Here is an 18,559-nt window from a genome sequence, read left to right on the forward strand (position 1 = left end):
TTCCCAGCGTCGACCCAAGTGAGCCATGACCACAAGCGAAGTTCGCGTCCGTTTCTGCCCGTCGCCCACCGGAACCCCGCACGTGGGGCTTGTCCGAACCGCCCTGTTCAACTGGGCGTTCGCCCGACACAACGGTGGTTCGTTCGTGTTCCGCATCGAGGACACCGATGCTGCCCGTGACAGCGAGGAGTCGTACCAGGCGATCCTGGACGCGCTGCGCTGGCTCGGATTGAACTGGGACGAGGGCCCGGAGGTCGGGGGACCGTACGAGCCCTACCGCCAGTCCCAGCGACGGGACCTGCATCTGGATGTCGTCGCGAAGTTGCTCGCGGCGGGCGAGGCGTACGAGTCGTTCTCGACACCCGAGGAGGTCGAGGAGCGGCACAAGGCGGCCGGCCGCGATCCCAAGCTCGGCTACGACAACTTCGATCGTGATCGAACACCGGAGCAGCGGCAGGCGTTCCTCGACGAAGGCCGCAAACCCGTGGTCCGCCTCCGGATGCCGGACCACGACCTGACGTGGGACGACCTCGTGCGCGGCGAGACGACGTTCAAGGCCGGAACCGTTCCCGACTTCGCCCTCACCCGCGGCAACGGGATTCCGCTGTACACGTTGGTCAACCCCGTCGACGACGCGTTGATGAAGATCACACACGTCCTACGCGGCGAGGACCTGCTGTCGTCGACGCCGCGGCAGCTCGCCCTCTACGAGGCGATGCAGCGGATCGGCGTGGCCGAGTTCACTCCGAAGTTCGGGCATCTGCCGTTCGTCATGGGGCAGGGCAACAAGAAACTGTCCAAGCGCGACCCCGAGTCGAATCTCTTCATCCATCGCGATCGCGGTTTCGTCCCCGAGGGACTGTTGAATTACCTGGCGCTGCTGGGCTGGGGTATTTCCGACGACCACGACGTGTTCTCGCTGGACGAGATGGTCGCCGCCTTCGATATCTCCAAGGTCAATTCCAATCCGGCCCGGTTCGACCAGAAAAAGGCCGACGCGATCAACGCCGAGCACATCCGGCTGCTCGAGCCCGCTGATTTCGCCGCGCGGCTGCGCGCGTTCCTGACGCTCCACGGCCATCTCGGGGAGACCGTGGACGAGTCCGTCTTCGCGACCGCTGCCGAATTGGTTCAGACGCGCATCGTCGTCCTGTCCGACGCCTGGGATCTGCTGAAGTTCCTGTTCGTCGACGAGGCCGACTTCGCGATCGATCCTGCCGCCGCTGCCAAGAACCTGGGCGCCGACGCCGCACCCGTACTGGACGCCGCCCTCGCGTCGCTGGACGCAGTCGAGGCGTGGGATGCGGCCTCACTGGAAGAGTCCCTCAAGACCGCTCTCGTGGACGAACTGGGCCTCAAGCCACGTAAGGCGTTCGCTCCGGTGCGGGTGGCCGTCACGGGCTCGCACATCAGCCCGCCGCTCTATGAATCGATGGAACTGCTCGGACGCGACGTTTCGTTGTCCCGGCTGCGCTCTGCGCGGGCCGGCATCGCCGGCTAGAACGCCGCTCTCGGGCCGAAAAGGGTGCAAAAATAGCCTCTGACCATACGATTTGGTAAATCCCGGCAGTAGGCTGGTAATCTCTTCTTCGGCCCGAGGCGGGCCGCAGAGCCCAGAAGCTCAGCGGTTCGAGAACGGCCATTGGGGTATGGTGTAATTGGCAACACAGCGGTTTCTGGTACCGCCATTCTAGGTTCGAGTCCTGGTACCCCAGCGGAAGTTCGGCCGATTTTGACTCCGAACTTCTGGAAGCTATGCTTGCTGAGCTTCCAAAGCAAGACAAAGTTCCTGGCCCCGTCGTCTAGCGGCCTAGGACGCCGCCCTCTCAAGGCGGTAGCGCGGGTTCGAATCCCGTCGGGGCTACAAAAAGAAACACCCTCCAAGAAATTGGAGGGTGTTTCTCTTTATCCGGACGATGTGTCGTTTATCCGGTCTTGCGGCGGAATTCGCGTTTGTGGTCGGCAGGCCCGTGGGCCTCGTGCGCCTTGGAATGTCCGTCCTTGTGATCGGTGGACAGCCCGGCCTGATGATTCTTCCGCTCGAGTGCTTCGCGGAATTTCTTTTTCGTGTCCTCGTTACTGGCGTCAGTCATGGTGAACTCCCTCGGGTAGTCGGTTCACTCTGTGAAGCTACGCCGAGGGCACCGAGAATGCTCCCGTTTTTCTGCCCGGGATCAGGCGCGGCGGTCGGCCGTCTCCAGGTACGCGGCCGTGGTCCCGCCCACCGGCATCGCGGGCATGCCGAGCTTGGCGTGATCCCAGCTCCTGATGCGCTCGGGAACGATCCGCACGACAACCCGCTTGTACAGCAGCTGATCGATGGCGGGACGCAGATCGTCGGTGTAGGGCCCGGTGTAGCGTTCCCACACGCTGACCCCGACCGCGAACATCGCGTCCGGGTCCTCCACGATCTCCGCCCGGCCCTCGATGGAAAGTCCGCGCAGGGTGTCGTACGTCTGGCCGTCCTCGATCAGGACGGTGACCCGATCGTCACGGCGCAGGTTGACCGCCTTCTGCGATTTCGACTTCGTCTCGAACCAGATCTCGCCGTCGATCACGGCGTACCACATGGCGACCAGATGAGGTCTGCCGTCCGCTGCCACCGTTGCGAGCGTGGCGATCCGGCTCCGATCCACGAATTCGGCGATCTCCGAATCCGTCATCGTGATCTGCGATCGTTGGTTCTTCCCCATCGGCTTCTCCTGTCGCGGTGAACGGCGGTCGTGAGTGGTCAGAGTCTCTTGTGCAACGCCTCCGCGGCGGCGAGCAGGTCGGCCGCCCACCGGGCGCCGGGGCGCCTGCCCATTCTGTCGATGGGTCCGGACACCGAAATCGCTGCGATGACAGCGCCGCCGGCATCCCGTACGGGTGCGGCGACACTGGCGACACCGGGTTCCCGCTCGGCGGCGCTCTGCGCCCAGCCGCGTCTGCGAACCTCGAGCAGCACGCGTTCGCCGAACGCCGCGTCGGGAAGAATCGCGCGCTGAGTCTGTGGGTCGGCCCAGGCGAGAAGGACCTTGGCACCCGAGCCGGCGCTCATCGGCAGTCGTGCCCCGACGAGAACGGTGTCGCGGAGGCCCGTGGGCGGCTCCATCGCCGCCACACAGATGCGCTGCGTGCCCTCCCGGCGGTACAGCTGCACGCTCTCACCGGTGATCTCGCGCAATCGCGGAAGGACGAGCGCCGCCGCCGAGACGAGCGGATCGTTAGCCGTTGCAGCGAGTTCGGCGAGGCCGGGACCGGGGCACCACAGCCCGTCGGAGTCGCGGGTCAGGAGGCGGTGGACCTCGAGCCCGACGGCCAGCCGGTGGGCGGTGGCGCGGGGGAGTCCGGTGCGCGAGCACAGTTCGGTGAGGCTGCAGGGCTTCTCGGCCACGGCATGCAGCACGCCCACCGCTTTGTCAAGGACCCCGATGCCGCTATGCTGTCTCATAGGTCGATACCACTTTCTCGCATACTGGGATCATAGCGCACCTTCGCCTCACGTCGAGTGCGTGTCCGGGAAGAGGGTAACGACATCAGGCGCACGGCGGACCGGCCCGAAGCCCGCGGTGCGAGAAGACACACAGAGGTGGAGAAGATGGCGGAGAAAGCACGCACCCTGGCAGAGAAGGTGTGGGAAGACCACGTCGTGGTCCGGGGTGAGGGAGACAACCCCGACCTCATCTACATCGACCTGCATCTCGTTCACGAAGTGACGAGTCCGCAGGCATTCGACGGACTCCGGCTGGCGGGGCGCCCACTGCGCCGGCCCGACCTGACGATCGCCACCGAGGACCACAACGTCCCCACCGTCGACATCGACAAGCCGATCGCAGACCCCGTCTCCAAGACCCAGGTGGACACGCTGCGGCGCAACTGTGAGGAATTCGGTGTCCGGCTGCACCCGATGGGAAACATCGATCAGGGCATCGTCCACGTAGTCGGACCCCAGCTCGGTCTCACCCAGCCCGGCATGACCGTGGTGTGCGGTGACAGCCACACGTCCACCCACGGCGCGTTCGGCGCGCTCGCGATGGGTATCGGCACCAGTGAGGTCGAACACGTCATGGCGACGCAGACGCTGTCGTTGCGTCCTTTCCGGACGATGGCGATCACCGTCGACGGCGAATTGCCCGAAGGCGTGACGAGTAAAGATCTCATTTTGGCTGTCATCGCGAAGATCGGAACGGGTGGAGGCCAGGGCTACGTCCTGGAGTACCGCGGCGAAGCGATCCGGAAGATGTCGATGGAAGCGCGGATGACCGTCTGCAACATGTCCATCGAGGCGGGTGCGCGAGCAGGCATGATCGCCCCCGACGAGATCACCTACGAATTCATCAAGGGACGACCCCACGCGCCGAAGGGTGCCGACTGGGACGCCGCGGTGGAGGCCTGGGAGCAGTTGAAGACCGACGAGGGCGCGGTTTTCGACAACGAGGTCCACATCGACGCGAGCTCGCTGACGCCGTTCGTGACCTGGGGCACCAACCCGGGGCAGGGCCTGCCGCTCGGCGAGGCCGTGCCGAATCCGGCCGAGATCGTGGACGAGAGCGAGCGTCACGCCGCGGAGAAGGCGTTGACCTACATGGGTCTCGAAGCCGGAACTCCGTTGCGTGAGGTGGCGATCGACACAGTTTTCGTGGGTTCGTGCACCAACGGCCGGATCGAGGATCTGAGGGCCGTGGCCGACGTGTTGCGCGGCCGCCACGTCGCCGACGGGGTCCGGATGCTGATCGTGCCGGGCTCGATGCGCGTGCGCGCGCAGGCCGAAAAGGAGGGTCTCGGCGAGATCTTCACCGCCGCGGGCGCCGAATGGCGGCAGGCGGGGTGCTCGATGTGCCTCGGGATGAACCCGGATCAGCTCGCGCCCGGCGAGCGTTCGGCCTCCACGTCCAACCGCAATTTCGAAGGCCGTCAAGGCAAGGGCGGCCGGACTCACCTGGTTTCGCCGCTGGTCGCCGCCGCGACCGCAGTCCGGGGAACACTGTCCGCGCCGACAGATCTGGCCTAGGACCCAAGGAATTTAGGAGATTTTTCGATGGAATCCTTTAGCACACACAAAGGTATCGGCGTTCCGCTGCGGCGATCCAACGTGGACACGGACCAGATCATTCCGGCGGTCTACCTGAAACGAGTGACCCGCACCGGTTTCGAGGACGGTCTGTTCGCCGCGTGGCGGAACGATCCGAACTTCGTTCTGAACGTCGCCCCGTACGACAAGGGCAGCGTTCTGGTGGCCGGGCCCGATTTCGGCACGGGCTCCTCCCGGGAGCACGCCGTGTGGGCGCTATCCGACTTCGGATTTCGGGTCGTGATCGCGTCTCGCTTCGCGGACATCTTCCGGGGCAACGCCGGCAAGGCCGGTCTGCTGGCCGCTCAGGTAGCCCAGTCGGACGTCGAACTGCTCTGGAAGTTGCTCGACGAGCAACCCGGTCTCGAATTGATTGTCGACCTCGAGAACAAGACTGTGACGGCCGGAACCACCGTGGTGCCCTTTGCGATTGATGACTACACGCGATGGCGTCTGATCGAGGGTCTGGACGACATCGGATTGACATTGCGGCAGGTAGAAGCCATTTCCGAGTTCGAAAAGTCAAGGCCTTCTTGGAAACCTGCGACTCTTCCGGAGCCCACTCCGGCCGACTGAAAGTTGGAATCGGAGCCCTGTCTCCCAGATAATAAGTTCCTGAGAATGGTGCCGCGTTGTATGAGAATTGGCGTGGCACATAGACTCCTGCGGTATTCAGGTTTACCGTAGTTCGTAGTCGGTCCGATGATGGACCATTAGTTCGCGGAGGAATTTCAATGAATAAGGCAGAGCTCATCGATGTTCTGACCGAGAAACTGGGCACGGACAGGCGCACGGCAACGGAAGCTGTCGAGCATGTCGTGGACACGATCGTCCGGGCAGTGCACCGCGGCGACAGCGTGACCATCACCGGTTTCGGTGTCTTCGAGCAGCGTCGTCGCGCGGCACGTGTCGCACGTAACCCGCGCACGGGTGAGACCGTCAAGGTCAAGCCGACGTCGGTGCCGGCGTTCCGTCCGGGCGCTCAGTTCAAGGCGGTTATCGCTGGCGGCCAGAAGCTTCCGGCCACCGGTCCGGCAGTCAAGCGCGGTGCAGCGGCACCCGCCACCAAGGCCGCCGCCAAGAAGGCTGCTGCCAAGAAGACGGCTGCCAAGAAGACCGCAGCCAAGAAGGCAGCTCCGGCCAAGACCGTGGCCGCCAAGAAGACTGCGGCCAAGAAGGCTCCGGCCAAGACCACGGCTGCCAAGAAGACCGTGGCGAAGAAGGTGGCTCCGGCCAAGACCACGGCTGCCAAGAAGACCGCAGCAAAGAAGGCTCCGGCCAAGACTGCAGCCAAGAAGACCGCAGCAAAGAAGGCTCCCGCGAAGCGCGCCAAGTAATACAGCGCACACAGGACTGCCCGAACACAGACAGGCGCCGACCCTGGGGGTTGGCGCCTGTCTGTGTTCGCCTGGTGTCCCGGTGAACTCCGGTCGGCGGGTCTCAGTCCTTCCGGGTGGGAGGCAGCGGACTGTCGATATGGTCGGCGGCGATGAGTTTGCCACCGGACAGCGAGAGCACCCAGGTGCTCGCCTTTCGGTTCCGCGCCGGGGGAAGCGCGATGCCGTCGATCTCCGCCCACCAGTCGAGCAGATCGGGAATGACGCCACCCTGACTGCAGATCACCTGAACTCCGCCGAGAGCGGCGATCTTGCGGACCCGTGTGCGAGTGGCCACCGGGTCGGCGGTGTAACTCTCCTCGGACAGCAGCGGATCCAACCGGACGGTCGTGTCCAACGCGCGTGCCAGCGGCTCGACCGTCTGTGTGCACCGCGTCCGGTCGGCCGACGTGATGTCCGTGGCTCCGAACGCCTCGAGCTGCGCGACGAGCGCTTCGGCCTGGAGTTGGCCGTTCGCATCCAGGGGCCGGGTGGTGTCGTCACCCTTGTACCGTTTCCGGCTTCCAGCCTTGGCGTGCCGGACCAGCAGCACGGTCGCGGTGTCGGGTGGCTGAGCCGTGAATCGACGGAGCATCTTGCGATCCATGGGGTACGACAGCTGATCGGCGACCTCGGATACGGGAAGCCACCGCATTTCGTCCACTTCGCTGTTGGAGACGAATTCGCCGGCACGGGCTTCTGCCGCCCAGTATTCGACACGTTTCAATCGGCGGTGGCCCGGAATCGGATACGTCAACGCGCCGAGATGCCGGCCGAGACGCCCGCGAATTCCCGTCTCTTCTTCCACCTCACGCAGTGCGGCCACCACGGCAGTCTCGCCGGGGTCGAGCTTTCCCTTGGGAAATGACCAGTCCTCGTATTTGGGCCGGTGAATGAGCGCGATCTCGATCTCGTCGGGGTTACCGGGAGATTTTCGCCACAGCACGGCGCCCGCGGCGAAGATATTGGCTTTGACCGGTTTGCCGGGTGAACTGCTCACCGAGTTCCTTCCTTCTTCCGCGGATTCGCCGCGATCAGGATCCGGTGCCCATTCGTTTGCGCATCATGGCCTCCTGGTGGTCGCGAACCTCCTCGCCGTGGGCAGGCGACGGAACCCACCGGCCGTCGGCCCCGAGCACCCAGCACCGCGTGACGGGATCGAGCGCGGAATCGATGATCTCGCCTATCTGAGCAGTGAGTCGAGGATCTTTCACCTGCGCCATGACCTCGACGCGCCGGTCGAGGTTGCGGTGCATCATGTCTGCGCTGCCGATCCAGAATTCGTCGGCGCCGCGGAAATGGAAGACGCGGGAATGCTCGAGGAAACGTCCGAGAATCGACCGGACGTGGATGTTCTCACTCAGGCCGGGAACTCCGGGCTTGAGGGCGCAGATGCCACGCACGACGATATCGACGGGCACACCGGCCTTGGATGCGCGATAGAGCGAGTCGATCACCTGTTCGTCGACCAAGGCGTTGGCCTTCAGCAGGATTCCGGCGTCCTCGCCCCGCAGCTTGTGCGCGATCTCACCGTCGATCCGCTCGATGATTCCCCGGCGCACACCGTACGGCGCGACGAGGAGGTTGCGGTACTGCGTCTTCCGCGAGTAGCCGGTGAGGGAATTGAACAGGTCGGTGAGGTCTGCGCCGATCTCGGGTGCCGCGGTGAGCAGGCCGATGTCCTCGTAGAGCCGGGCGGTCTTCGGGTTGTAGTTGCCGGTGCCGATGTGGCAGTAACGCCGGATGGTGGACCCTTCGCGACGGACGACGAGGCACGTCTTGCAGTGGGTCTTGAGCCCGACCAGTCCGTACACCACGTGCACACCCGCGTGCTCGAGCTTGCGGGCCCACTTGATGTTCGCCTGCTCGTCGAATCGCGCCTTGATCTCGACCAGTGCCACAACCTGTTTGCCCGCCTCGGCGGCGGTGATCAACGCGTCGACGATGGGGGAGTCGCCCGAAGTGCGGTAGAGAGTCTGCTTGATCGCCAGAACCTGGGGGTCGGCCGCGGCCTGTTCGATGAAGCGCTGGACGCTCGTGGAGAACGAGTCGTACGGGTGGTGGACCAGGACGTCGCCGTCGCGGAGAGTGGAGAAGACGCTCTTGGGCGTTTCGCGCTCGCCGAACGCGGGATGCGTTGCCGGGACGAACGGTGCGTCCTTGAGGGCGGGTCGGTCGACCGCGTACACCTGCCAGAGGCACGACAGATCCAGCAGTCCGGGTACCTGGATGACGTCGCCGGGATCGACGTCGAGTTCGCGCAGGAGGAGTTCGAGCATGTGCTCGGTCATGTCGTCCGCGACCTCGAGTCGCACCGGTGAACCGAAGCGGCGGCGGGCCAACTCACGCTCGAGCGCCTGCAGCAGATCTTCGTCGCGGTCTTCCTCGACCTCGAAATCGGCGTTGCGCGTGATCCGGAATGCATGGTGCTCCACGATCTCCATGCCCGGGAACAGCATGTCGAGGTGAGCGGAGATCAGATCTTCCAGCGGCAGGAACGCGTCGATGGAGGAGGGAGTCTCGTCGCGGCGGACGCGGACGAACCGGCCCACGTTGTCCGGAACCTTGACCCTCGCAAAGTGTTCGCCACCGGTGACCGCATCCTTCACCGTCACCGCGAGGTTGAGACTCAGGCCGCTGATGTACGGGAACGGGTGGGCGTGGTCAACGGCGAGCGGAGTGAGTACGGGGAAGATCTGGTCCTGGAAATGCACGGACAGGCGCTCGCGGTCGTCGTCGGTGAGATCGTCCCATCCGATGATGGAGATCCCTTCGGCGGCAAGCGCGGGACGAACGGAGTCGAGGAAGACCCGTGCGGCCTTCTCCGAGATCTCCTGGGTCCGGGTCGCGATCAGCGAGAGCTGTTCGCGGGGGGAGAGGCCGTCGGCGGACCGCACGGAAAGCCCGGTCTCGTCGCGGCGCTTGAGTCCGGCGACGCGGACCATGAAGAACTCGTCCAGATTGGACGCGAAGATGGCGAGAAACTTGGCGCGTTCGAGCAGCGGCAGCGACGTGTCCTCGGCGAGGGCGAGAACCCGGGCATTGAAATCGAGCCAACTGAGTTCGCGGTTCAGGTAACGATCTTCGGGGAGTCCGTCGGTCAGTGCGCTCGTGAGGGCACTCGTGGCAGCGGGGGGCGCCATGGGAACGTTCGTGGGATTCGCCGTGACGATGCCGTCGCGGGTTCCGTTCTTTCCGTCGACGTCGGTCTGCTGGTCGAGTGCTTCTCGGTTACTCACCCCACGATCATCCCTCGAGAATTCGGCCGCGGACAATCGATGGGGCAAATTCACACGCGGTGCGTTGCCTACTCGTTTCCGCAGCGCGAGGGGGCGGTGTGTTCGAGCGCGTCGAGTGCGGCACGCGTCGCAGGTCCGACGCCGAGAGCCTGCGCGGCATCGAGATCGTCGGCGGTGTCGACGTCGGTCCGCAGACCCGGCCAGTGCCCGTCGAGGGGACGGGCCCCCGATTCGAGATGCCGCTTCGCCGATCCCGGTCCGAACCGGGGATCGAGCGGAATTTCCGGGTCGCAGGAGAACAGTGCGGCGGTTCCGGTGCCGTGATGGTCGACGACCACCGACCTGCCGCCGGTTCTCGCCGCGGCGAGTGCTTCACCGAATTCACCTCCGCGCAGAGACGGAAGATCGGCCTGGAGTGCGACGACGTCGACTCCGCGCTCGTTGCTGCGGACGTGCTCGGCCGCCGCCGACAGCGCCGCATTGAGACCGTGCTCGGTGCCGGCCTCGTCCGGCCGGTCTTCGGTGGAAACGGGTGCGGGGTCGGCGTAGACATGCGCGCCGACGCTGCGTGCGAGCCGCGCCACCGCGGGGTCCGGCGTGACCACGGTGACACCGACGACCGTCGCGACATCGCTGACGACGGCGAGGGTGTCGCGCAGCATCGACAGCACCAGTCCGGTGCGGTCGTCCGTGTCGAAGACACCCGACAGCCGCGTCTTGGCCGCGTGGAGTTCCTTCACGGCGACGAGTACGTGCGCGCGCGGCGCCACGGATCGGGTCGCTGTGCTCATGCGGATATCTTGCCAGCCCGCGCGGGGTGGTGCTGCGGACGCCCGGTCGCCGCTGAGCAGCGAACGAGTTCGGTGGCGGGGCGGCGCTCGACCTCGGCATCGGCAATACTGTGGGCGACGCATCGGGTAACGAACGACGAGGGGGCTGTGTGAGCAAGGCTGCGGTACTGGGAGCGGGTTCATGGGGGACTGCATTTGCGAAGGTCCTGGCCGACGCCGGGACCGATGTCACCATGTGGGCGCGACGCGGTGAGGTCGCCGAATCGATCGTGTCGCGGCACGAGAACACGGACTACCTGCCGGGCATCGCCCTGCCTCCGTCGTTGACCGCCACCGACGACGCGCGGGCCGCACTCGACGGCGCCGACATCGTCGTTCTCGCGGTGCCGTCGCAGTCCCTGCGCGACAATCTGCAGGTCTGGAGTCCGATGATCCCCGAGAACGCCACCCTCCTGAGCCTCGCCAAGGGCATCGAGACCGGCACCCTCATGCGGATGAGTCAGGTGATCATCCAGGTCACCGGCGCAGACCCGGGGCGGGTCGCCGTCCTGTCCGGGCCCAATCTGGCCCGGGAGATCGCGATCGGTCAGCCGGCGGCGACGGTCGTCGCGTGCACGGATTCGACGCGGGCGCTGGAACTGCAGAAGGCTTCGGCCACCGGATACTTCCGTCCGTACACGAATTCGGACGTCATCGGGTGCGAGGTCGGCGGCGCCTGCAAGAACGTCATCGCCCTCGCCTGCGGTATGGCGTCGGGAATCGGTTTGGGAGAGAACACGATTGCGAGCATCATCACTCGCGGTCTGGCCGAGATCATCCGGCTGGGAGTAGCGCTCGGTGCGAAACCTGCCACCCTCGCGGGTCTCGCGGGAGTGGGTGATCTGGTTGCGACGTGCACGTCGCCCCTGTCGCGCAATCGGTCGTTCGGTGAACGCCTCGGCCAGGGTGGTTCGATCGAGAGTGCCCAGGCGGCCACTCACGGTCAGGTCGCCGAGGGCGTCAAATCGTGCTCGTCGGTGCGGGCTCTCGCCGCCAGTTACGACGTCGAGATGCCGTTGACCGATGCCGTGCACCGGGTGTGCCACGAGGGCCTCGTGGTGCAGGACGCGATCGGTCAGCTGCTCGGCCGCCGCACGAAGCCGGAGTGAACTCGTGAGTGGTGATTCCACCCGCTGCGTCAAAGCCGTTGCCGCAGAGAATGTTCCCGGCTCACCGATGCAGAGGGGGCCGGTTTTCGCTGCGCCTTATCAGCTGAGCGCGGACGAGGGAACCGAGTCCGACACCTACGCGCGTGCCTCCAATCCGGGGTGGCGCGACCTCGAATCGGCGCTGGCGACGCTCGAGGGCGCCGCGGGCGCACTCGTCGTCGGCTCCGGGATGTCGGCGGTCACCGTCGTGCTGCGGAGTCTGCTCACCGCCGGTGACACCGTGGTCGTTCCGTCCGACGGTTACTACCAGGTGCGTGCGTACGCGCGGGAGCGCCTGGAGCCGATGGGCATCACCGTGCACGAACTGCGGACCGCCGACATGGCCGGCGAGGCGGCCGCCGCACTGCTGGCGTCCGCCGAGGGGACGACGGTGGTGGTGGCCGAGACTCCGGCCAACCCGTCCCTCGACGTGGTGGATCTGCGCGCCGTGTCCGAGCAGTGCGCCAACGCGGGCGCCGTTCTCGTGGTGGACAACACGACCGCCACCCCACTCGGCCAGCAGCCGCTCGAACTCGGCGCCGACGTGGTAGTCGCCAGCGGCACAAAGACTTTGAGCGGTCACAGTGATCTCCTCATGGGGTACATCGCCGCGTCGGACGCCGACTTCCTGGCCGGAATGGAACGCGAGAGGGCGCTGTCGGGCACGGTGCTGGGGCCGTTCGAGACGTGGCTCGCCCACCGGAGTCTCGGGACGGCCGGTCTGCGATTCGAGCGGCAGTGCGCCAACGCCCTGGCCCTCGCGGCCCTGCTCGAGTCGCACCCGGCGGCTCACCGTGTCCGGTACCCGGGGCTGCCCGAAGATCCTGCGCACGCCGTCGCCGCCGGTCAGATGCGTAGATTCGGCGGGCTGGTGAGCTTCGAGGTGGACTCCGCCGAACAGTTCCACCGACTCGTGGCCGGAAGTGAGCTCCTCGTGCCTGCGACGAGCTTCGGCGGCATCCACACCAGCGCCGACCGCCGGGCCCGGTGGGGTGACCCCGTGCCCGACGGGTTCGTGCGGATCTCGTGTGGAATCGAGGACACCGAAGACCTCGTCGCCGATCTCGAGCAAGCCCTGTCCGCATTGTGAGTGCGGCACCCGACGTGTCGTGAGGTCGGCGAAGGAAATATGAGGAGAGGTGGGTGCGGTGAGCGGGTCACGGCGACGGTACGGTTTGTGTCGTGAGTAAACCGCGTACCCGGGTAGCCGTCATCTTCGGTGGCCGCAGCAACGAGCATTCCGTGTCCTGTGTGTCGGCCGGAAGCGTCCTGAGGAACCTCGACCCGGAACGGTACGAGGTGGTGCCGATCGGCATCACCACCGAGGGCTCGTGGGTTCTCGGCTCCACCGACCCCGAGACGCTGGCCATCCGCGGCCGGGCACTGCCCAGCGTCGATGCCGACGGGTCCGCACTGGCCCTCACCGCCGACCCGACGCGGTCCGGTGACCTCGTCGCCCTCGACGACGGCGAAGCGGGCAAGATCCTGGCCTCGGTCGACGTCGTCTTCCCCGTCCTGCACGGCGCCTACGGCGAGGACGGCACGATCCAGGGCCTGCTCGAACTCGCAGGTGTCCCGTACGTCGGTCCCGGCGTGCTCGCCAGCGCTGCCGGTATGGACAAGGAATTCACGAAGAAGCTGCTCGCCGCGGAAGGCCTGCCCATCGGGTACCAGGTCGTCCTGCGCCCCGGCACCGCCACGCTGACCGACGAACAGAAGTCCCGCCTCCACCTCCCGGTATTCGTGAAGCCGGCCCGCGGCGGATCCTCGATCGGCATCACCCGGGTGGCCGAGTGGGCCGCGCTCGACGACGCCATCACCCACGCCCGTCTGCACGACCCGAAGGTGATCGTCGAATCCGGGATCGTCGGCCGCGAGGTCGAGTGCGGAGTCCTCGAGTTCCCGGACGGCGACGTGCGGGCCAGCGTCATCGCCGAGATCCGGATGCCGGAAGGCGCAGGCGACGACGAGGCGTTCTACGACTTCGACAGCAAATACCTCGACGACGTGTGCGAGTTCGACGTGCCCGCGAAACTCGACGAATCGGTCAGCGAAGAGATCCGTGAACTCGCGGTGCGCGCGTTCTCCGCGCTCGACTGCCAGGGACTCGCGCGGGTGGACTTCTTCGTGACCGAAGACGGCCCGGTGATCAACGAGATCAACACGATGCCCGGATTCACGTCGATCTCGATGTACCCGCGCATGTGGGGTGCGGTGGGCGTCGACTACGGCGCCCTCGTCTCGACCCTGGTCGACACCGCCCTTGCGCGCGGCGTCGGTCTCCGCTAGAGAAATCGCGGTCCGGCGCTCAGGGATTCGCCACGGGCGCCGGATCGAGGGGTTGCTGCGGCAACGCCTGCGACACCGCACCGGAAATGTCCTGAAGCGGCGTCGGTCCCACCCCGGTGGGAACCGTGAGTCCGATGTACACGCCGCGGTCGACGGCGAAATAGCTGCTCGCGTCGATTCCGGCGCTCGCGCCCGAGATCTCGAACCACTGAACTCCGTCGATGACCTGCAGCGGCGAAGCCTGATCGAACTCCGCGGGGCGGTCCAGACCACAACGCAGGACGAGTGGTTCGCCCTCGGCCGGTTGCCACGCGGCGGTCGCCTCGGGAGCGGGTTCGGTGAGTTCGGCGCGCGTGTAGTCGCCCAGAGCCTCGGGAAGGCCCGCCATCAGGGTGGCGCACTCCGCGGAGCCGGATGCGGGCGCGGGCACGGGGCCCAGCGACACGGGTTCCTTCACCGGGTTCCGGCCGGCGAACACCGCCGCGACGACGATGCCGATGACCAGGGCCACGGGGAGCGCAACGGCCGTCGCGATGAGTGCGGGATTGCGCCGCTCCCCGGGAACCGGGTCGGAGTTGCCGGCGGGGGCGTTCTGTTCGGGTTCGAGGTCGGACATGCTCAGTTCTTGTTCGCAGACTTTTCGGGGACGTCGCAGGTGAGGGTGCGAGTGATGCCGGAGACCTGACGGATCTCCTTGACGACGGGGGCGACATCGTCGGCGGACACCCGCACGATGACGTCGTACGGTCCGACCACGTCCTCGGCGGTCCGGACTCCGGTGATCTTCGCGATCTCGGTCGCGATCGCCGCGGCCTTGCCGACTTCGGTCTGGATCAGGATGAACGCTTGCACTCTCGCTCCGGCCCTTCCCTGCTCCGCGCCGCATGATCTCGGTAGAGTCGCGGGTGCTTCGGCGCGCTGATCGGTCACGTGCCGAGAAGTCCCGGCAACAGCTAAAAGGTACCGCAGTCGCACATCCCGTCGACCGGACCCACGGCCGCTGCCCGGGCCACCCGACACTGGAGGCACACCATCACACCGACGGATTCCCCGGACCCGAACCCGCCCCTCACCGTCGCCGACGTCGGCGAGTTCGCCGTGATCGGCCGAGCGGTGGAGGGACGGGTGCAGCCCCTGTCCACCCTGATCGGCCCCGGCGACGACGCCGCCCTCGTCCGGGCGGCCGACGGCCGGGTGGCGGTGTCCGCCGACATGCTGGTGCAGGACAGGCATTTTCGGCTCGACTGGTCGTCCCCGCGAGACGTGGGCCGCAAGGCGGTGGCACAGAACGCAGCCGACGTCGCGGCGATGGGGGCGCGCCCCACCGCTTTCCTGGTTTCCCTCGGCCTGCCGCCGGACACGTCGATCGACGTGGCGGACGGCATCTCGGCGGCAATCGGGGAGAGCGCCGAGGAACTCGGGGCCGGCGTCGTGGGCGGTGATCTCGTGCAGGCCGGGCAGGTCGTGATTTCCGTCACCGTCCTCGGTGATCTGGGTGGCAGGAGCCCGATCCGGCGGTCTGGCGCGCTGCCGGGCGACGTCGTCGCGGTGGCCGGCGAACTCGGCCGGTCGGCGGCCGGACTCGCGCTGCTGCTCGGCGGGTCCTCGGATTTCCCGGATCTTCTCGCCGCACATCGTGTCCCCACTCCACCGTATTCCGCCGCCTGGGCCGCCGCGGACGGGGGCGCCCACGCCATGACCGACATCTCCGACGGGCTCCTCGCCGATCTCGGTCACATCTGCGACGCCTCCGGCGTCGGAATGTCCCTCACCCGATCCCACATGGCCGTCTCACCCGAACTGGTGGCGGCGGCGAAGCTTCTCGGCGCCGACCACTGGGAATGGGTGCTCACCGGGGGAGAGGACCATGGCTTCGCCGCCAGCTTTCCTGCCGACGTCCCGCTCCCCGCGGGGTGGACGACGATCGGCGCGGTGCACGACGGGTCCGGCATCTCGGTCGACGGCGAGACCTGGCCGGGGGCCGGCGGCTGGCAGAGCTTCTCGGTATAGGTTGCACGCATGGCTATCTACGCGCTCGGGGACCGCGAACCCGACATCCATCCGGACGCCTACGTCCATCCCGACGCCGTGGTGATCGGGAACGTGACCCTGGCGGCAGGAACCTCGGTGTGGCCACAGGCCGTGCTCCGCGCCGACTACGGCACCATCACCGTCGGCGCCGACACGAACATCCAGGACGGCACCGTGATCCATTGCACGATGGTCGATCCCACCGTCATCGGCTCGGGGTGCGTCGTCGGTCACGCCGCGCACATCGAAGGATCCACGATCGGCGACCACTGCCTGATCGCGTCCGGATCGATCGTGCTCAACGGTTCGGTCATCGGTGCCGGTTCGGTCGTCGGAGCCGGCGCCGTCGTTCCGTTCAAGTTCGAGGTTCCACCGCGCAGCATGGCACTCGGCGTCCCCGCGAAGATCCGGCAGGGTTACGAGGTTCCCGAGGGGCACCTCGCGATGAACGTGAAGATGTACGCCGCGAACGCGGCCTACTACCGCGACTCGCTGCGCAGGCTCGACTGATGGCGGCGCCGCTGTCGGACCTCGTCGAGGCCGGATGGGCAGACGCACTCGAACCCGTGTCCGGGCGGATCGCGGAGATGGGCGAGTTCCTGCGCGCGGAAATCGCCGACGGGCGTGAGTACCTCCCCACGGGAGAGAACGTCCTGCGGGCGTTCACCCACCCGTTCTCCGAGGTCAAGGTCCTGGTCGTGGGTCAGGACCCGTACCCCACACCCGGGCACGCGGTCGGTCTCAGTTTCTCGGTGGCCTCGGACGTGCGCCCGGTGCCGCGCAGCCTCGGCAACATCTTCACCGAATACAGCAAGGACCTCGGCTACGAGACACCCACCACCGGGGACCTCACCCCGTGGTCGCGCCAGGGAGTGCTTCTGCTGAACAGGGTTCTCACCGTGCAGCCCGGACTCCCGGCCTCACACCGGAAGAAGGGCTGGGAAGCGGTGACCGAGCAGGCCATTCGCGCTCTCGTGGCGCGCCCCGAACCCCTCGTCGCAATTCTGTGGGGCCGGGACGCGTCCACGTTGAAACCGATGCTCGGCGACGTGCCGACCATCGAGTCGGCCCACCCCTCACCGTTGTCCGCGTCGCGCGGATTCTTCGGATCGCGACCGTTCAGCCGGGCGAACGAACTCCTCGACGGACTGGGTGCCGAGCCGGTGAACTGGCAGCTGCCGTAATCGGCGAATTTCCCTACTGCACCGACGAGAAGTCGGCACGCCGCTTCACTGCACAGACGAGAAGTCGGCACGCCGCTTCACTGCACCGACGAGAAGTCGGCACGCCGCTTCTCGACGAAGGCGTCGACGCCCTCGCGTCCCACCGGGCTGTCGGCCGCGGTGGCGATCGACGCGGCCTCCGCGTCGAGTTGCTCGGCGAGCGTGCGATATCGGGAGGCGCGGACGAGCGTCTTGATCCCCGAGAAGGACGGCGTCGGGCCGGCAGCGAGCGTGCGGGCGAGCCGGAGTGCCTCGTCCTGAACGACGTCGTCGCCGACGAGGCGGCTGAGGATGCCCAGGCGGACGGCCTCGTCACCGCTGAGAACGGCGTCGGTGATCAGGATCTCGCGCGCGCGAGCGTCGCCGACGATGCGCGGAAGGGTCCAGGACATGCCGCCGTCCGGGGTGAAGCCGATGGACGGGTAGGCCGGGCGCAGCTTGGTGCCCGGGCCGCCGATGGCGACGTCCGTGAGGCAGACAAGGCTCATACCGGCGCCCGCAGCCCACCCGTGCACACCGGCGATCACCGGAACGGTCACGGCGTCGAGCGCACGAACGAATTCGTGGAACACGCGCGCCACCTCGGCGACGTATTCGCTTCGCACCGGTGCGGACGCGAAGGCGTGGACGTTGCCGCCCGCGCAGAAGTTCGGGCCCTCCCCGACGAGGAGGACGCTGCCGATTCGGTCACCGACCGCTTCGAGTGCCCGGGCACCCTGCACCATGCCCTCGCCGTCCAGCGAGGTGCCGTTCTCCGCCGTCGCGATCGTGATGCGCAGGACGCCGTCTTCGAGCTGTACTTTGCTGAGTCCATCGAGAGAAGTCACCGTTGCACCTTACGTGGGCCCCTGCCGGTGCCCGACGTGCCCCGATGCGCTGCGACGATGCCGAATCGGACAAGGTGCGGCGGCATAAAAAACTGCGCCCCCGACACCGAAGTGTCGGGGGCGCAGTGACATCGCACGCAGCGTCGGGTCAGCCCCGAGCAACCTTTCCAGCCTTCAGGCAAGAGGTGCAGACGTTGACCTTCCGGGTGTTTCCGGGGGCAACCTCGGCACGAACAGTCTGAATGTTCGGGTTCCAGCGACGGTTGGTACGCCGGTGCGAGTGCGAGACCGACTTACCGAAGCCGGGCCCCTTGGCGCATACGTCGCAGACGGCAGCCATAGTCGCGAACTCCTTCAAGATAGTGAACTGTGAAATTTGCTGGCCTCGTGGAGACAGGGCACAGCAAGCGCGCCCTGTACGAGGCAACCGTGCAAGAGTAGCCGCTCGAGTGCGGATTGGCCAAACCCGGTCCCGAAGGGCTCGGACCGCCGGCCCGATCATCTTCCCCCGACTAGTCTGACGGCACCTTCCCATTCCCCTGG

20 protein-coding genes and 2 tRNA genes are annotated in these 18,559 nt (G+C 66.7%); 12 read left to right on the forward strand and 10 right to left on the reverse strand.

Translation table 11 applies throughout. The features are described from left to right. Nucleotides 1-25: 25 nt before the first annotated feature. The 3 genes from gltX to QM806_RS16430 all read left to right on the forward strand — a co-directional run bounded on the left by gltX (nucleotide 26) and on the right by QM806_RS16430 (nucleotide 1,864). Complete coding sequence (gene gltX, locus QM806_RS16420; protein WP_120659265.1) at nucleotides 26-1,501, forward strand: glutamate--tRNA ligase; 1,476 nt, start codon at nucleotides 26-28, stop codon at nucleotides 1,499-1,501. Nucleotides 1,502-1,643: 142 nt separating this feature from the next. Then, a tRNA-Gln gene (locus tag QM806_RS16425) sits at nucleotides 1,644-1,715 on the forward strand. A 76-nt stretch (nucleotides 1,716-1,791) separates the two neighbouring features. Continuing rightward, nucleotides 1,792-1,864 (forward strand) — tRNA-Glu (locus tag QM806_RS16430). Nucleotides 1,865-1,925: 61 nt separating this feature from the next. Here QM806_RS16430 and QM806_RS16435 read toward each other — a convergent pair. The 3 genes from QM806_RS16435 to QM806_RS16445 form a co-directional block, all read right to left on the reverse strand. Next, nucleotides 1,926-2,093: a DUF5302 domain-containing protein gene (locus QM806_RS16435; RefSeq protein WP_005240394.1), complete on the reverse strand. Its 168-nt coding sequence runs from the start codon at nucleotides 2,091-2,093 to the stop codon at nucleotides 1,926-1,928. Between the two features lie 81 nt (nucleotides 2,094-2,174). Beyond that, on the reverse strand, nucleotides 2,175-2,693 hold the full coding sequence (locus QM806_RS16440; RefSeq protein WP_005574162.1) for a pyridoxamine 5'-phosphate oxidase family protein: 519 nt from the start codon (nucleotides 2,691-2,693) through the stop codon (nucleotides 2,175-2,177). A gap of 38 nt (nucleotides 2,694-2,731) precedes the next feature. After that, complete coding sequence (locus tag QM806_RS16445; protein WP_005240398.1) at nucleotides 2,732-3,433, reverse strand: IclR family transcriptional regulator; 702 nt, start codon at nucleotides 3,431-3,433, stop codon at nucleotides 2,732-2,734. Between the two features lie 138 nt (nucleotides 3,434-3,571). On the opposite strand from QM806_RS16445, the gene leuC reads away from it, so the two are divergent. From leuC to QM806_RS16460, 3 genes are all read left to right on the forward strand, one after another. Further along, nucleotides 3,572-4,993, forward strand: coding sequence for a 3-isopropylmalate dehydratase large subunit (leuC, locus tag QM806_RS16450; protein ID WP_025432333.1), 1,422 nt, complete (start codon nucleotides 3,572-3,574; stop codon nucleotides 4,991-4,993). 27 nt (nucleotides 4,994-5,020) lie between these two features. After that, nucleotides 5,021-5,629, forward strand: a complete 609-nt coding sequence (gene leuD / locus QM806_RS16455) for a 3-isopropylmalate dehydratase small subunit (protein ID WP_005240402.1) — start codon at nucleotides 5,021-5,023, stop codon at nucleotides 5,627-5,629. A 158-nt stretch (nucleotides 5,630-5,787) separates the two neighbouring features. Beyond that, on the forward strand, nucleotides 5,788-6,390 hold the full coding sequence (locus QM806_RS16460) for an HU family DNA-binding protein (RefSeq protein ID WP_169693836.1): 603 nt from the start codon (nucleotides 5,788-5,790) through the stop codon (nucleotides 6,388-6,390). Between the two features lie 103 nt (nucleotides 6,391-6,493). On the opposite strand, the gene QM806_RS16465 is transcribed toward QM806_RS16460, so the two are convergent. From QM806_RS16465 to cofC, 3 genes are all read right to left on the reverse strand, one after another. Beyond that, nucleotides 6,494-7,429 carry an NUDIX hydrolase gene (locus tag QM806_RS16465; RefSeq protein WP_005240406.1) on the reverse strand — a complete coding sequence of 312 codons (936 nt, stop codon included), beginning with the start codon at nucleotides 7,427-7,429 and terminating at the stop codon, nucleotides 6,494-6,496. 34 nt (nucleotides 7,430-7,463) lie between these two features. Beyond that, nucleotides 7,464-9,668, reverse strand: a complete 2,205-nt coding sequence (locus tag QM806_RS16470; protein ID WP_005259445.1) for an RNA degradosome polyphosphate kinase — start codon at nucleotides 9,666-9,668, stop codon at nucleotides 7,464-7,466. A gap of 68 nt (nucleotides 9,669-9,736) precedes the next feature. Continuing rightward, on the reverse strand, nucleotides 9,737-10,438 hold the full coding sequence (gene cofC, locus QM806_RS16475; protein ID WP_405135545.1) for a 2-phospho-L-lactate guanylyltransferase: 702 nt from the start codon (nucleotides 10,436-10,438) through the stop codon (nucleotides 9,737-9,739). A 170-nt stretch (nucleotides 10,439-10,608) separates the two neighbouring features. On the opposite strand from cofC, the gene QM806_RS16480 reads away from it, so the two are divergent. The 3 genes from QM806_RS16480 to QM806_RS16490 all read left to right on the forward strand — a co-directional run bounded on the left by QM806_RS16480 (nucleotide 10,609) and on the right by QM806_RS16490 (nucleotide 13,935). Further along, nucleotides 10,609-11,607, forward strand: coding sequence for an NAD(P)H-dependent glycerol-3-phosphate dehydrogenase (locus QM806_RS16480; protein ID WP_005561650.1), 999 nt, complete (start codon nucleotides 10,609-10,611; stop codon nucleotides 11,605-11,607). A gap of 4 nt (nucleotides 11,608-11,611) precedes the next feature. Beyond that, the gene (locus QM806_RS16485) at nucleotides 11,612-12,736 is read left to right on the forward strand and encodes a cystathionine gamma-lyase (RefSeq protein ID WP_120659264.1); all 1,125 of its coding nucleotides are present in this window, start codon (nucleotides 11,612-11,614) and stop codon (nucleotides 12,734-12,736) included. 92 nt (nucleotides 12,737-12,828) lie between these two features. Further along, nucleotides 12,829-13,935, forward strand: coding sequence for a D-alanine--D-alanine ligase family protein (locus tag QM806_RS16490; protein ID WP_054246964.1), 1,107 nt, complete (start codon nucleotides 12,829-12,831; stop codon nucleotides 13,933-13,935). 19 nt (nucleotides 13,936-13,954) lie between these two features. Here QM806_RS16490 and QM806_RS16495 read toward each other — a convergent pair whose 3' ends face one another. Next, nucleotides 13,955-14,551 (reverse strand): DUF3515 domain-containing protein, encoded by a 597-nt coding sequence (locus QM806_RS16495; protein WP_005561414.1) that lies wholly within the window; start codon nucleotides 14,549-14,551, stop codon nucleotides 13,955-13,957. Between the two features lie 2 nt (nucleotides 14,552-14,553). After that, nucleotides 14,554-14,787 (reverse strand): Lrp/AsnC ligand binding domain-containing protein, encoded by a 234-nt coding sequence (locus QM806_RS16500; RefSeq protein WP_005240420.1) that lies wholly within the window; start codon nucleotides 14,785-14,787, stop codon nucleotides 14,554-14,556. A 246-nt stretch (nucleotides 14,788-15,033) separates the two neighbouring features. On the opposite strand from QM806_RS16500, the gene QM806_RS16505 reads away from it, so the two are divergent. Genes QM806_RS16505 through QM806_RS16515 form a run of 3 tightly spaced genes read left to right on the forward strand, consistent with a single transcriptional unit; the run spans nucleotide 15,034 to nucleotide 17,150 of the window. Further along, nucleotides 15,034-15,945, forward strand: a complete 912-nt coding sequence (locus tag QM806_RS16505; RefSeq protein ID WP_005561412.1) for a thiamine-phosphate kinase — start codon at nucleotides 15,034-15,036, stop codon at nucleotides 15,943-15,945. A 9-nt stretch (nucleotides 15,946-15,954) separates the two neighbouring features. After that, nucleotides 15,955-16,476 (forward strand): gamma carbonic anhydrase family protein, encoded by a 522-nt coding sequence (locus tag QM806_RS16510; RefSeq protein ID WP_005561411.1) that lies wholly within the window; start codon nucleotides 15,955-15,957, stop codon nucleotides 16,474-16,476. Beyond that, nucleotides 16,473-17,150, forward strand: coding sequence for a uracil-DNA glycosylase (locus QM806_RS16515; RefSeq protein WP_085999950.1), 678 nt, complete (start codon nucleotides 16,473-16,475; stop codon nucleotides 17,148-17,150). Before QM806_RS16510 ends, QM806_RS16515 begins: the two co-directional genes overlap by 4 nt. A 77-nt stretch (nucleotides 17,151-17,227) precedes the next feature. Here QM806_RS16515 and QM806_RS16520 read toward each other — a convergent pair whose 3' ends face one another. Then, complete coding sequence (locus QM806_RS16520; RefSeq protein ID WP_007296866.1) at nucleotides 17,228-18,016, reverse strand: enoyl-CoA hydratase/isomerase family protein; 789 nt, start codon at nucleotides 18,014-18,016, stop codon at nucleotides 17,228-17,230. Nucleotides 18,017-18,164: 148 nt separating this feature from the next. After that, nucleotides 18,165-18,356 carry a 50S ribosomal protein L28 gene (gene rpmB, locus QM806_RS16525; protein ID WP_005240429.1) on the reverse strand — a complete coding sequence of 64 codons (192 nt, stop codon included), beginning with the start codon at nucleotides 18,354-18,356 and terminating at the stop codon, nucleotides 18,165-18,167. Nucleotides 18,357-18,559 lie beyond the last annotated feature (203 nt).

Origin of the sequence: Rhodococcus sp. IEGM 1351, from assembly GCF_030056875.1 — a bacterium.
Classification (GTDB): Bacteria; Actinomycetota; Actinomycetes; order Mycobacteriales; family Mycobacteriaceae; genus Rhodococcus_F; species Rhodococcus_F opacus.

Bases quoted from the DNA above. Each gene is read 5' to 3' on its own strand.
- QM806_RS16435 (WP_005240394.1), bottom strand. From the start codon at position 2,093: ATGACTGACGCCAGTAACGAGGACACGAAAAAGAAATTCCGCGAAGCA.
- gltX (WP_120659265.1), top strand. From the start codon at position 26: ATGACCACAAGCGAAGTTCGCGTCCGTTTCTGCCCGTCGCCCACCGGA.
- QM806_RS16440 (WP_005574162.1), bottom strand. From the start codon at position 2,693: ATGGGGAAGAACCAACGATCGCAGATCACGATGACGGATTCGGAGATC.
- rpmB (WP_005240429.1), bottom strand. From the start codon at position 18,356: ATGGCTGCCGTCTGCGACGTATGCGCCAAGGGGCCCGGCTTCGGTAAG.
- QM806_RS16445 (WP_005240398.1), bottom strand. From the start codon at position 3,433: ATGAGACAGCATAGCGGCATCGGGGTCCTTGACAAAGCGGTGGGCGTG.
- QM806_RS16495 (WP_005561414.1), bottom strand. From the start codon at position 14,551: ATGTCCGACCTCGAACCCGAACAGAACGCCCCCGCCGGCAACTCCGAC.
- QM806_RS16510 (WP_005561411.1), top strand. From the start codon at position 15,955: ATGGCTATCTACGCGCTCGGGGACCGCGAACCCGACATCCATCCGGAC.
- leuD (WP_005240402.1), top strand. From the start codon at position 5,021: ATGGAATCCTTTAGCACACACAAAGGTATCGGCGTTCCGCTGCGGCGA.
- QM806_RS16460 (WP_169693836.1), top strand. From the start codon at position 5,788: ATGAATAAGGCAGAGCTCATCGATGTTCTGACCGAGAAACTGGGCACG.